This window comes from Microbacterium sp. EYE_78 (assembly GCF_023149035.1).
GTDB lineage: Bacteria > Actinomycetota > Actinomycetes > Actinomycetales > Microbacteriaceae > Microbacterium.
Map to the genome: position 1 here is coordinate 243,528 of NZ_JAHXMY010000001.1, position 12,342 is coordinate 255,869.

Here is a 12,342-nt window from a genome sequence, read left to right on the forward strand (position 1 = left end):
ACGGCAACGGCCCGCCGGTGCGAGACCGGCGGGCCGTGCAGACGAGCTCGTCAGCCGAGCGAGACCGCGCTCCACGAGACCGGCGGCAGCGTGACCGTCAGCGTACCGTGCGACACCGTCGCGGTGTCGTTCGGCTGCGGCGCGACGCGTTCGCGGTCCTCAAGGGTGTTCTTCGCGGTGATGTCGTCATCCGCCAGCGTGTGGGTCTCGAGCACCGAGACCTCTCCCAGCGCCGACACGTCGACGGAGACCTCGATCGCCTCGGTGCGGCTGCGGTTCACGAGGAACAGCGCACTCCGGCCCGCCTCCGCGTCGTGCGTCGCGACGGCGTCGACCAGCGGCACCTCGCCGTAGACGGCCGTCTCGTGCGTCGGCGCATCGAGCTTGACCTGCAGCGCGACGCCCTGCGCCAGGCGCGACGTGATCGAGAACGGGAAGAACGTGGTCTGACGCCACGCCGGTCCGCCCGGCTCGGTCATGATCGGCGCGATCACGTTCACCAGCTGCGCGAGCGACGCGCTCGCGACGCGGTCGGCGTGCTTGAGGAGCGAGATCATGAGGTTGCCGAAGACCACCGCATCCAGCACGGAGTAGACGTCCTCGAGCAGGCGGGGCGCGACGGGCCAGTTGTCGATCCCCTCGATCTTGTCGACGCCGTGGAACCGGTCGATGTACCAGACGTTCCACTCGTCGAACGAGATGTCGATCTTCTTCTTCGAGCCTCGGACGGCTCCGACGTGATCGGCCGTCGCGACGACCGTCTCGATGAACCCGTCCATGTCGACCGCCGAGGCGAGGAAGCTGTCGACATCCCCGTTCTTCTCCTCGTAGTACGCGTGGCACGAGATGAGGTCGACGTCGTCGTAAGTGTGGCCGAGGACGACGCGCTCCCATTCGCCGAAGGTCGGCATGTGGGCGCTCGACGAGCCGCACACGACGAGTTCGATCGACGGGTCGAGCTGCCGCATCCCCTTCGCCGCCTGCGACGCGATCTTGCCGTAGTCGTCCGCGGACCGGTGCCCGAGCTGCCACGGGCCGTCCATCTCGTTGCCGAGACACCACATCCGCACATCGAACGGTTCGGCCCGCCCGTTGGCGACGCGTCGATCACTCAGCTCGGTGCCGGAGCGGATGTTCGAGTATTCGAGCAGGTCGATCGCCTCGAGCGTCCCGCGCGTGCCGAGATTGACGGCCATCATGAGGTCGCTCCCGACCTTCTCGAGCCACGACGAGAACTCGTGCAACCCGACTTCATTCGTCTCGGTGGAGTGCCATGCCAGATCCAGGCGACGCGGACGCTCCTCGACGGGGCCGACCGAGTCCTCCCACCGGAATCCCGACACGAAGTTGCCACCCGGGTAGCGGATCGTGTCGACACCGAGCTCCTTGACGAGATCGATCACGTCCGTGCGGAAGCCCTCGGCATCCGCGCTCTCGTGCCCGGGCTCGTAGATGCCGTCGTAGACGTGACGGCCGAGGTGCTCGACGAAGCCTCCGAAGAGCTTTCGACGGACGGCGCCGATCGCGAAGGCGGGGTCGACGGTGAGACGTGCGGAGGGCATAGAGACGCTTTCTGGTTCGAGGGACGGCGAGAGGGGTACGGAGGTCACTTGACGGAGCCGAGGGCGAGCCCGCCCTGCCAGTACCGCTGCAGCAGCAGGAAGGACAGCAGCAGCGGGACGACGGAGATGAACGCGCCCGAGGTGATGAGGTTCCAGACCTGTTCACCGCCGGCGCCGGCGTTCGACAGCGCGAGCCACCGGTTCAGGCCAACGGTCACGGGCAGCAGCTGGGGGTCGGTGAGGACGGCCAGCGGCAGGAAGAAGTTGTTCCATGTGCCGACGACCGACAGCAGGAGGACGGTGACGATCGCGGGTCGCAGCAGGGGCACGACGATCGTGCGGAAGGTCCGCCACTCCCCCGCGCCGTCGATGCGCGCGGCTTCGAGCAGCTCGTCCGACACCGCATCCTGCGTGTAGACCCGCATGAGGTACACGCCGAACGGGTTCAGCAGCGAGGGCAGGATGACCGCCCACGGGGTGTTGATGAGCCCGTACTGGCTCAGCAGCATGAACGTCGGGATGACGAGCGCGGTCAGCGGCACCATCACCGAACCGAGGATCATGCCGAAGACGAATCCGCGACCGCGGAAGCGGTACTTGGCGAACCCGTACCCCGCGAGCACCGCGACCACCGTCGCGCCGAGGCCCGACACGAACGCGTACAGGAACGAGTTGCCGAGCCATCGCCAGTAGATCCCGCCCTGGTGGGTGAACAGCCCCTGGACGTTGGTGAAGAAGTCGCCGGGCTCGTCGAACCAGAACGCCGGGCTGGAGAAGAGTCCCCCGGTGTCCTTCGTGGCGGCGACGAACAGCCACCAGATCGGGATGACGAAGTAGATCGCGAGGATGATCAGCAGCACGTGCGAGCCGATGCGTCGCTGCCCGCGGGGCCGGCCCGCCGAGCGGTTCTTGCGTGACGGGATGCCGGTGACCGTCGTGTGGGCCTCGTCCGAGACCGACGCCGTGGTGGGGAGGGCGGACATCACTTCAGTCCGTTCTGCTTGCGGGTGAGGAAGAGGAAGCCGAACGAGCCGATGAACACGAGCACGCCGAGCGAGAAGGCGATCGTCGACGCGTAGTTGAACTGGCTGTAGCTGAAGGCCAGCGCGTAGGCGTACATGTTCGGCGTGTAGTCGGCCGGCAGCGCGCCGGACGCGATCGAGCGAAGGACGGTCGGCTCGGTGAAGAACTGCAGCGTGCCGATGAGGGCGAAGGTGATGACCATCACCATCGACGACGAGATCATGGGCACCTTGATGCGCGTGGCGATCTGGAAGCCGTTCGCCCCGTCGATGCGGGCTGCCTCGTACACGGCCGGGTCGATCGCCCGGAGGGCCGCGTAGACGACGATCATGTAGTACCCGGCCCACTGCCACGTCACGACGTTGACCAGGCTGAAGAAGATCGAGTCGCTCGCGAGGAAGCTCGGGGCATCCAGTCCGAAGAGGCCGAAGACCGTGGTGGCCGGGCCGAAGCGGGGGCTGTAGAGGAAGCTCCACATCAGCGCGCCGATGACCACCGGGATCGCGTAGGGCGCGAAGATCAGCAACCGCGACAGCTTCGACAGCCACGTCGCGAGGGAGTCCAGGACCAGCGCCGCGACGATCGCGACGATGAGCTGGGCGGGGATCATCACGACGGCGAACAGCACGACGCGGCCGAGGCCGCCGAGGAACAGCGGGTCGGTGAATGCCTTCACGTAATTGTCGGCCCCGACGAACTTCGTGCCCGTCGCCAGCGTCGAGCTGAACAGGCTCATCCCGAACGCGTAGATGAGGGGGAAGACGAGGAACGCCGCGAAGACGATGAGGAAGGGGGCGATGAAGAGCCAGCCGACCTGCTGCCGGCGTTGGATGCCGCTGCGGCGGCGCGGCGGCGCGGGCCGCTCGAGTACCTGAGTGGTCATGGTGTCGCTTCCGGGGAGGGGCGGGGGCCGGGTGCACCGGCCCCCGCCGCGCGTCAGTCGGTGAGCTCGAAGCCCTGCTCGGTCGCGTACGACTCGAGCGTCGACTGCAGGTCGTCGAGGGCGGCCGCGGCATCCTTCTCCTTGTCGACGACGACCGCGGTCACCTCCTGCTGCAGCTGGTCGTACGCGTAGTTCTGGAACGGGCTGAATGTGAAGCCCGAGTATCCGGATGCCGCCGGCAGGAACACGTCCTTGTTGATCTGCTGCCCACCGAAGAACGGGTACTCGAGGTCGCGGAAGTAGTCCGACTCGAGGACCGGCTTCCACAGCGGGAACAGGGCGGCCTGCTCGATGCCGATCTTCCACGCCTCATCGGTCCCGAAGATCTCCTTCGCCACGATCGCGGCGGCCTCCTTGTCGTCGGCCTGCGACGTCACCGCGAACGTCGACCCGCCCCAGTTGATCTGCACGGGATTGTCGACGTCCCACTGCGGGACGGGAGCGGCACGCCAATCGGCGCCCTCGTCGGAGCCCTCGAGGCCCTGCAGGTAGCCGGGGCCCCACGCCGCCGCGACGTAGATCGCGTACGAGCCGTCGACGAGCTTGGTGTTGTAGTCGGCCGTGAAGGCCTCGTCGACGGCGACGAGCCCCTTGTCGGCGAGGTCCTGCCAGAACGCGAGGACGTCCTTCGACCCCTGGTCGGCGACGTCGATGCCGATCTCCTGCGGGGACGCGCTGTCGTAAGTGAACGGGACTGAGCCCGCCTGCGCGAAGAGCGCCTGCGTGAACGCGCGACCGTTGGGCGGGAAGTTCGCGAGGACGCCCGGCGCACCCTCGTCCTTGAGCTTCTGCGCGGCGGCGGCGAATTCATCCCACGTCGTGGGCGCCTCGATGCCGTACTGGTCGAGGATGTCCTGCCGGTACAGCATCCCCATCGGGCCGCCGTCGACGGGGATGGCGTAGACGGCGTCGCCGCTGGAGACGTCCTTCCAGGCCCCCTCGGTGTAGTCGCCCTGCACGTCGGCCGCACCGTACTCGGACAGGTCGACGAGGGAGTCGCGGATCGCGAAGCTCGAGAGCACCTCGGCCTCGAGCATGATGACGTCGGGGGCGCCGCTGCCGGACTCGATGGCGGTCGAGAACTTCGTGTACTCGTCGTTGCCCTGACCCGCGTTCGTCCAGCAGATCTGGACGTCGTCGTGGTTCTCGTTGAAGAGGTCGACCACATCCTCGAACGCCGGGTACCAGGCCCACACCGACACCTGGGTGGCGTCGGGGTTGACGATCTCGTTCGTGCACGATTCTTCGGCGGCACCGGCACCGGCGCAGCCGGTGAGTGCGGCAGCGGTGACGACGGCGACGCCTGCGCCGGCGATGACCTTGGACTTCATGGGCTGTGAGCTTCCTCTCGCGGTGTGGACACCGGTGTCGAACGGAGACGGATGCGGGTGCGTCGTTGCACGGGGCGCGATGTGGCACTCGCTTTACAACGTTAGAAGTAAACGTTGTAAAGCGATGATGACCGCTCGTCCGAGACGTGTCAAGGGGCGTTACGCCAGGGGCGCCGACTCGCGGACGGCGAGCCGGAAATCGGCCAGCAGCAGCGCGGGCTCGTGCGGCTCCCCCGGTGCGGCGACCCGCGCGAGCAGCGTCTCGACGGCGGTGCGGGCGATCCACTCCTGGCCCGGATCGACGGTCGTGAGCGACGGGATCGAGTACTGCGCCTCATCCAGGTCGTCGAAGCCGACCACCGCGACGTCCTCGGGAACCCGGCGCCCGCTCTCCTGCAGGACGCGCATCGCCCCGAGGGCGAGGGTGTCGTTGAGCCCGAGGACCGCGTCGAAGTCGACACCCCGATCCAGCACGTCGTGCATCGTCCGCGCGCCGTTCGCGCGGTGCCACATCGTCGTCGAGCCGACGAGCGCCGGATCGAAGGGGATGCCCGCCGCCTCCAGCGCCTCGCGGTAGCCGCGCAGGCGCAGCCCCGCCGAGCCGATGACCTCGCCGTCGTGGGCGCCGATCACCGCGACCCGTCGCCGGCCCGCCGCGATGAGGTGCTCGGTGGCGGATCGCGCCGCCTCGACGTTGCGCATCGTGACGTGGTCGACCGGCCCGTCGAAGACCCGCTCGCCCAGGAGCACCATCGGGTAGGGCACGCGGAGGCGCTCGGCATCCTCCTGCCCCATGCCGAGCGGGCTGAAGATCAAGCCGTCGGTGAGACCGCGACGGGGGCTTCGCAGCAGGTCCAGCTCGCGGTCCCGGTCGCCGCCCGTCTGCTCCACGAGGACGACGACGCCGCGACGCTCGGCCTCGGCGATGACCAGTCCCGCGAGTTCGGCGAAGTAGCTGAGCGCAAGATCGGGCACGGCGAGCGCGATCGCCCCGGCGCGCCCGCTGCGGAGGTTCCGCGCAGTGAGGTTCGGGGTGTAGCCGAGGTCGGCGATGGCGCGCTCGACCTTCTCGCGCGTCGCGGGTCGGACGTGGGGGTGGTCGTTGATGACGTTCGAGACCGTCTTGATCGAGACGCCGGCGACCCGTGCGACGTCGTGCAGTGTCGGCGACATGACCCCTCCCCGCGTCACTGTACAACGTTGCAAGCCCCCGACGGTGACGCATCCGCCTCAGTAGGCTGGCGCGATGAGCGCAACGGCGAGGAACGCAGCACACGGGGCGAAGAACAGCCGGGCGGTGCAGACCCTCGCTCGAGCCGGCTTCGCCGCCAGCGGCCTGGTCCACATCCTCATCGGCGTCATCGCCGTCTCGCTCGCCATGGGCGGGGGCGGCGGCGAGAGCGCCGACCAGTCGGGTGCGCTCGCGCAGCTCGCTGCGGCGCCGGGCGGCGTCTTCCTGCTCTGGGCCGCGACCGCAGGGCTCGCCGCCCTCGGGCTCTGGCACCTCCTCAGCGCGTTCCTCGACCGATCGAGCGGGTCGGGCAAGGATCGCGCGAAGCACGTCGTGAAGAACGGCGCGAAGGGCGTCGTGTACCTGGCCATCGCCGCGACCGCGGGAACCGTCGCCGCCGGAGGTTCCGCCAGTTCATCGGGCTCGACGAGGTCGCTCACCGCCGACCTGCTCGCCACCCCGGGTGGCGTCGTCCTCGTGGTCGCGATCGGCCTGGTGCTCGTCGGCATCGCCGGCTATCTCGTGTTCAAAGGCGTGACCCGCCGCTTCGAGGAGGACCTCCGGATGCCCGCAGGCACCGCAGGAACCGCCGTCCGGGTGCTCGGCACCGTGGGCTACGTCGCCCGAGGCATCGCACTCGCCGGCGTCGGGGTGCTGTTCCTCGTTGGCGCGGTCACCAACGATCCCGAGAAGTCGAGCGGCCTCGACGGCGCGCTGAAGTCGTTCCTCGACCTGCCGGCCGGTGTCGTGATCGTCATCGTGATCGGCGCGGGCTGGATCGCCTATGGGGTCTACGCCTTCTTCCGCGCGCGGTACACCCGTCTCTGACGGTTCAGGCGGCTCTGACGGTGCCCGCGGCTCAGACGGAGAAGTACTTCGCTTCGGGGTGGTGGAAGACGAAGGCATCCGTCGACTGCTCGGGGTGCAGCTGCAGCTCCTCGCTCAGCTCGACCCCCATCCGCTCGGGCCGGAGGAGTTCGACGACCTTCCGCCGGTCTTCCATGTCGGGGCACGCGGGGTAGCCCAGCGAGAATCGGGCGCCGCGGTACTCCAGCTTGAAGAGCCCCGCCGTGTCGGCCGGGTCCTCGCCGGCGAAGCCGAGTTCGGCTCGGATCCGGGAGTGCCAGAACTCCGCGAGCGCTTCGGTGAGCTGCATGACGAGCCCGTTGAGCTCGTAGTAGTCGCGGTAGCGGTCCTCCGCGAACAGCTTCGCGGTGACCTGGTCGATCCGCGCGCCGGCGGTCACGAGCTGCACCGGCAGCACGTCGACCTGGCCGGACTCCCGCGATCGCACGAAGTCCGCGAGGCAGAGGTGCCGGTCGCGGCGCTGCCGCGGGAACGCGAACCGCAGGCGTTCGGCGCCCACGTCGCCGCCCGACCCGCCATCGGGCGAGAGCAGCCCCGGCACGCCCAGGCGACCCTCGGCATCCGCCCCGTGATGCAGCACCAGGACGTCGTCCCCCTCGCTCACGACCGGGAAGTAGCCGTAGGCGACCGAGGCGTCGAGCATCCCCTCGCCGAGGATCCGATCGAGCCAGTACCGCAGCCGGGGCCGGCCTTCCGTCTCGACGAGCTGCTCGTACGTCAGTCCGTCCGCCCCGCGGCCGGGCTTGAGCCCCCACTGCCCCATGAAGGTCGCCCGCTCGTCGAGGAACGCGGCGTAGTCGGCGAGCGCGATGCCTCGCACGATGCGGGTGCCCCAGAACGGCGGGGCGGGCACGGGATTGTCGGATGCCACGTCCGACCGCCCGGGCATGGCCTCGGGCTCGGTCAGCGTGAGCCTCGACCCGGCGGCGTGGATCCGCTTCTTCAGCGCCGGGAGGCCGACGGATGCGGCATCCGCCCCTCGCGCGATCTTCACGAGCGGCTCCATGAGCGCGAGCCCTTCGAACGCGTCCTTCGCGTAGCGCACCTCGCCCGGGAAGATGCCGGCGAGGTCGTCCTCGACGTAGGCGCGGGTGAGCGCGGCCCCGCCGAGGAGGACGGGCCATCGGCCGGCGAGCCCGCGGGAGGCGAGCTCCTCGAGGTTCTCCTTCATCACGACCGTCGACTTGACGAGGAGTCCGCTCATGCCGATGACGTCGGCGTCGTGCTGCTCCGCCGCGGCGATGATGTCGGCGATGGGTTGCTTGATCCCAAGGTTCACGACCGTGTAGCCGTTGTTGGTGAGGATGATGTCGACGAGGTTCTTGCCGATGTCGTGGACGTCGCCGCGGACGGTCGCGAGCACGATCGTCCCCTTGCCCGCCGCGCCGGTGCGCTTCATGTGCGGCTCGAGCAGGGCGACCGCCGTCTTCATGACCTCGGCGGACTGCAGGACGAAGGGCAGCTGCATCTGCCCGGCACCGAATCGCTCGCCGACGACCTTCATGCCTTCGAGCAGGTGGTCGTTGATGATGTCGAGCGGGGCGACACCATCCGCGCGGGCGAGGTCGAGGTCGGCTTCGAGCCCCTTCAGCTCGCCGTCGATGATGCGCCGCTCGAGCCGCTCGCCCACCGGCAGCGCGGCGAGCTCGGCGGCTCGCTGATCGCGCAGCGCCGCGGTGTCGACGCCCGCGAAGAGGTCGAGCATGACGGCGAGCGGATCGTAGGTGACGGCACCGTCGGCATCCCGCTCGCGACGGTCCCACACGAGGTCCAGCGCGACCTTCCGCTGCTCGTCGGGGATCGAGGCCAGCGGGACGATCTTCGCGGCGTCGACGATCGCCGAGGTGAGCCCCGCCTGGGTCGCCTCGTGGAGGAAGACCGAATTGAGCACCGACCTCGCCGCGGGGTTCAGCCCGAACGACACGTTCGAGACCCCGAGCGTCGTGTTGATGCCGGGGTACTTCGCGACCAGCCCTCGAATCGCTTCGATGGTCTCGATCGCGTCGCGCCGGGTCTCCTCCTGACCTGTCGCGATGGGGAACGTGAGGCAGTCGACGACGATGTCCGAGACCCGCATCCCCCACTCGTCCACGAGCTCGTCGACGAGTCGCGATGCGATGCGCAGCTTGTCGTCGGCCGTGCGCGCCTGCCCCTGCTCGTCGATGGTCAGCGCGATGACGGCGCTGCCGTGCTCCTTGACGAGCGGCATGATGCGCCCGAACCGGCTCGTCGGTCCGTCGCCGTCCTCGTAGTTGACCGAGTTCACGACCGGCCGGCCGCCGATCAGCTCGAGCCCCGCCTGCAGCACGGCCGGCTCGGTGGAGTCGATGACGAGCGGCAGGGTGGATGCCGACGCGAACCGCGAGACGACCTCGCGGACGTCCGCGACGCCGTCACGCCCGACGTAGTCGACGCACACGTCGAGCAGGTGCGCGCCGACGCGGATCTGGTTCCGCGCGATTTCGACGCAGTCGTCCCATCGGCCCTCGAGCATCGCCTCGCGGAACGCCTTCGAACCGTTCGCGTTGGTCCGCTCGCCGATCGCGAGGTAGGCGGTGTCCTGATCGAACGGCACGTGCTGGTACAGCGACGCGATGCCCGGCTCGATCTCAGGGGCGCGGGATGCCGGTGCGCGCAGCGGTCGCAGCCGCTCGACGACGGCGGCCAAGTGCTCTGGCGTCGTGCCGCAGCATCCGCCCACGAGACCCAGCCCGAATTCGCGCACGAACTGCTCGTGCGCGGTCGCGAGCTCGTCGGGCGTGAGCGGGTAGTGCGCGCCGTCGGCGGTCAGCACGGGGAGCCCGGCGTTCGGCATGCACGCGACCGTCACGGTCGAATGCTTCGAGAGGTGGCGCAGGTGCTCGCTCATCTCGGCGGGCCCGGTCGCGCAGTTCAGCCCGATCGCATCGACGCCGAGCGGCTCGAGCGCGGTGAGCGCCGCGCCGATCTCGGAGCCCATGAGCATCGTGCCGGTGGTCTCGACGGTCACCTCGACGAAGATGGGCAGCCGCACCCCGCGCGCCACGATCGCCTGCTTGCAGCCGTTGACGGCGGCCTTGGTTTGCAGCAGGTCCTGCGAGGTCTCGACGAGGAGCGCGTCCGCACCGCCGTCGATGAGCCCCTCCGCCTGCAGCGCGAACGTCTCCTTTAGGTGCTCGTACGTCGTGTGCCCCAGGGAGGGCAGTTTGGTGCCGGGTCCCATCGAGCCGAGCACCCAGCGCACGCGACCGTCCGAGTCCTCGGCGGCTTCGGCGCGCTCACGCGCGATGCGGGCCCCGGCTGCCGCCAGCTCGTGGATGCGGTCGTCGATCCCGTAATCCGAGAGGTTCGACCAGTTCGCGCCGAACGTGTTCGTCTCCACGGCGTCGATCCCGGTCGCGAGGTACTCGTCGTGGATCGCGGCGATCATGTCGGGGCGCGAGACGTTTAGGATCTCGTTGCAGCCCTCGAGCTGCTCGTAGTCGTCGAGGGTCGGCTCGTGCCGTTGCAGCATCGTGCCCATCGCACCGTCGGCGATCACGACCCGCTCGGCGAGCGCGTCCAGCAGCGCCTGTGCCCGCGCGGGACGCGGCACCGATTCGACGTCGAGCGGAAACCGGAGGGCGACGGGACTGCTCACCCGCGCGAGTCTACTTGCGCCCCCGCATCGCGGACCCGCCCGACGACCACGGGCGTCACCGCACGCGGCGGGGCCAGGATGGGGGCATGCACCTGCCTCCGCTCGCCGACCTCCGCGCGACGGCGCGCGTGGTCGCACTGCCCCTGCACACCCGGTTCCGCGGCATCGACGTCCGCGAGGCGATGCTGCTCGAGGGCCCCGAGGGGTGGACCGAGTTCTCGCCCTTCACCGAGTACGGCGACGAGGAGTCCGCGACGTGGCTCGCCGCCGCGATCGCCTGGGGCTGGGAGCCTGCGCCCCCGGCGCGGCGCGACACGATCCCGGTGAACGCGACGGTGCCGGCGGTGGCGGCGGCATCCGTCCCGGACGTCCTGTCGCGCTTCGACGGATGCCGGACCGCGAAGGTCAAGGTCGCCGAACCGGGGCAGGTGCTCGCCGACGACGTCGCCCGGGTGCGCGCGGTGCGGGAGGCGATGGGGCCGGAGGGACGCATCCGCATCGATGCCAACGGCGGATGGAACCTCGACGAGGCGGAGCACGCGGTCCACGCCCTGGCCGCCTTCGACCTCGAGTACGTCGAGCAGCCGTGCGCGAGCGTCGAGGAGCTCGCCGAGCTGCGTCGGCGCATCCGCTACATGGGCATCCCGATCGCCGCCGACGAGAGCGTCCGCAAGGCGGCGGATCCCGTGGCGGTGGCACGAGCCGGAGCCGCCGACCTGCTCGTCATCAAGGCCCAGCCCCTCGGCGGGGTCGCCCGGGCGCTCGCGGTCGTCGCCGAGGCTGGTCTGCCCGCCGTCGTCTCGAGCGCGCTCGACACGTCCGTCGGACTGTCGATGGGCGTGGCGCTCGCGGCATCCCTCCCCGACCTCGAGTTCGACTGCGGCCTGGGGACGGCGTCACTGCTCGCGGCGGACGTGACGGCCGAGCCGCTGCGGCCCCGCGACGGAGCGCTGACCGTCGGCCGGGTGGCCCCGGATGCCGCGATGCTCGACGCCCATGAGGCGGCGGCCGACCGGCGGGACTGGTGGCTCGCGCGACTCGAACGCTGTCACGCGGTGCTGGCGGGCTGACGCTCAGCCGGCCTCGACCAGGAGCGGCACCAACTGCTCGAGCCGGGCCTGCATGTCGGCGTTCGCCTGACGCTCGGACCTGCCCTCGAGTGCGGATTGCACCGTGCACTGCTCAGACACATCGAGCAGCAGTCGCGCGGCGTCGCCCAGCGGCATCCGCAGCCGCAGCCCGTGGGTCTCGGTCACTTCGCGGATGATCGCCTCGACCCGGCCGTGCATCTGCGCCCGCCACGCGAGGAACGTCTCGGCGAGGCGCGGGTCGCGCAGCGCCTGCGTGCGGATCTCGCTGAGCAGCTGCGGCTCCATCCGCTCCGCCAAGGACATGTCCGCGATCTGCCGGACGAGATCCAGCGGATCGTCACCGCCGGAGAGGCGCTTGACCCGGACGGACACCTCGTCGAGCTTGGCCTCGGCGAGGTGCGTGATGAGGGCGAGGAACAGCTCGTCCTTCGATTCGAAGTTCGAGTAGAAGGCTCCGCGGGTGAAGCCCGCGCGTTCGCAGATCATCTCAACGGATGCCGCGTCGAGCCCGACGTCGCCGAAGACCTCGTGGGCGGCCTCGAGGAGGCGCGCCCGGGTGTTCTCGCGACTGCGCGCCATCTCACACCCACCCCTCAGACTTCCGTCACCGATGTCGGACTACGATACACGTGTGTATTGGATACAGCGCTGTATCGAAGCCGTCCGACTCTGACC

At 69.6% G+C, this 12,342-nt stretch carries 9 protein-coding genes; 2 read left to right on the top strand and 7 right to left on the bottom strand.

Annotated elements, in window-relative coordinates:
* Positions 1-50: 50 nt before the first annotated feature.
* From KZX17_RS01175 to KZX17_RS01195, 5 genes are all read right to left on the bottom strand, one after another.
* Entirely contained in the window at positions 51-1,562 is a 1,512-nt protein-coding gene (locus tag KZX17_RS01175) for an alpha-N-arabinofuranosidase (RefSeq protein WP_248171356.1), read from the bottom strand.
* A 44-nt stretch (positions 1,563-1,606) separates the two neighbouring features.
* Entirely contained in the window at positions 1,607-2,545 is a 939-nt protein-coding gene (locus KZX17_RS01180; protein WP_248171354.1) for a carbohydrate ABC transporter permease, read from the bottom strand.
* Positions 2,545-3,468, bottom strand: a complete 924-nt coding sequence (locus KZX17_RS01185; RefSeq protein WP_248171352.1) for a carbohydrate ABC transporter permease — start codon at positions 3,466-3,468, stop codon at positions 2,545-2,547. Before KZX17_RS01185 ends, KZX17_RS01180 begins: the two co-directional genes overlap by 1 nt.
* 53 nt (positions 3,469-3,521) lie before the next feature.
* Positions 3,522-4,859, bottom strand: a complete 1,338-nt coding sequence (locus tag KZX17_RS01190) for an ABC transporter substrate-binding protein (protein WP_248171350.1) — start codon at positions 4,857-4,859, stop codon at positions 3,522-3,524.
* 159 nt (positions 4,860-5,018) lie between these two features.
* On the bottom strand, positions 5,019-6,032 hold the full coding sequence (locus tag KZX17_RS01195; RefSeq protein WP_248171349.1) for a LacI family DNA-binding transcriptional regulator: 1,014 nt from the start codon (positions 6,030-6,032) through the stop codon (positions 5,019-5,021).
* 73 nt (positions 6,033-6,105) lie between these two features.
* On the opposite strand from KZX17_RS01195, the gene KZX17_RS01200 reads away from it, so the two are divergent.
* Positions 6,106-6,918: a DUF1206 domain-containing protein gene (locus KZX17_RS01200; RefSeq protein ID WP_248171348.1), complete on the top strand. Its 813-nt coding sequence runs from the start codon at positions 6,106-6,108 to the stop codon at positions 6,916-6,918.
* Between the two features lie 31 nt (positions 6,919-6,949).
* Here the strand turns inward: KZX17_RS01200 and metH are convergent, their stop codons facing one another.
* Positions 6,950-10,576: a methionine synthase gene (gene metH, locus KZX17_RS01205; protein WP_248171346.1), complete on the bottom strand. Its 3,627-nt coding sequence runs from the start codon at positions 10,574-10,576 to the stop codon at positions 6,950-6,952.
* A gap of 86 nt (positions 10,577-10,662) precedes the next feature.
* On the opposite strand from metH, the gene KZX17_RS01210 reads away from it, so the two are divergent.
* A complete protein-coding gene (locus tag KZX17_RS01210; protein WP_248171345.1) occupies positions 10,663-11,646 on the top strand; it encodes an o-succinylbenzoate synthase in 984 nt (327 codons plus the stop codon).
* A gap of 3 nt (positions 11,647-11,649) precedes the next feature.
* Here KZX17_RS01210 and KZX17_RS01215 read toward each other — a convergent pair whose 3' ends face one another.
* The gene (locus KZX17_RS01215) at positions 11,650-12,246 is read right to left on the bottom strand and encodes a TetR/AcrR family transcriptional regulator (RefSeq protein ID WP_248171344.1); all 597 of its coding nucleotides are present in this window, start codon (positions 12,244-12,246) and stop codon (positions 11,650-11,652) included.
* Positions 12,247-12,342: the final 96 nt, after the last annotated feature.

What these genes read in the sequence shown, in the direction of transcription:
- KZX17_RS01210 (WP_248171345.1), top strand. Translation starts at nt 10,663, where the DNA reads ATGCACCTGCCTCCGCTCGCCGACCTCCGCGCGACGGCGCGCGTGGTC.
- KZX17_RS01175 (WP_248171356.1), bottom strand. Translation starts at nt 1,562, where the DNA reads ATGCCCTCCGCACGTCTCACCGTCGACCCCGCCTTCGCGATCGGCGCC.
- KZX17_RS01195 (WP_248171349.1), bottom strand. Translation starts at nt 6,032, where the DNA reads ATGTCGCCGACACTGCACGACGTCGCACGGGTCGCCGGCGTCTCGATC.
- KZX17_RS01180 (WP_248171354.1), bottom strand. Translation starts at nt 2,545, where the DNA reads ATGTCCGCCCTCCCCACCACGGCGTCGGTCTCGGACGAGGCCCACACG.
- KZX17_RS01200 (WP_248171348.1), top strand. Translation starts at nt 6,106, where the DNA reads ATGAGCGCAACGGCGAGGAACGCAGCACACGGGGCGAAGAACAGCCGG.
- KZX17_RS01215 (WP_248171344.1), bottom strand. Translation starts at nt 12,246, where the DNA reads ATGGCGCGCAGTCGCGAGAACACCCGGGCGCGCCTCCTCGAGGCCGCC.
- KZX17_RS01185 (WP_248171352.1), bottom strand. Translation starts at nt 3,468, where the DNA reads ATGACCACTCAGGTACTCGAGCGGCCCGCGCCGCCGCGCCGCCGCAGC.
- KZX17_RS01190 (WP_248171350.1), bottom strand. Translation starts at nt 4,859, where the DNA reads ATGAAGTCCAAGGTCATCGCCGGCGCAGGCGTCGCCGTCGTCACCGCT.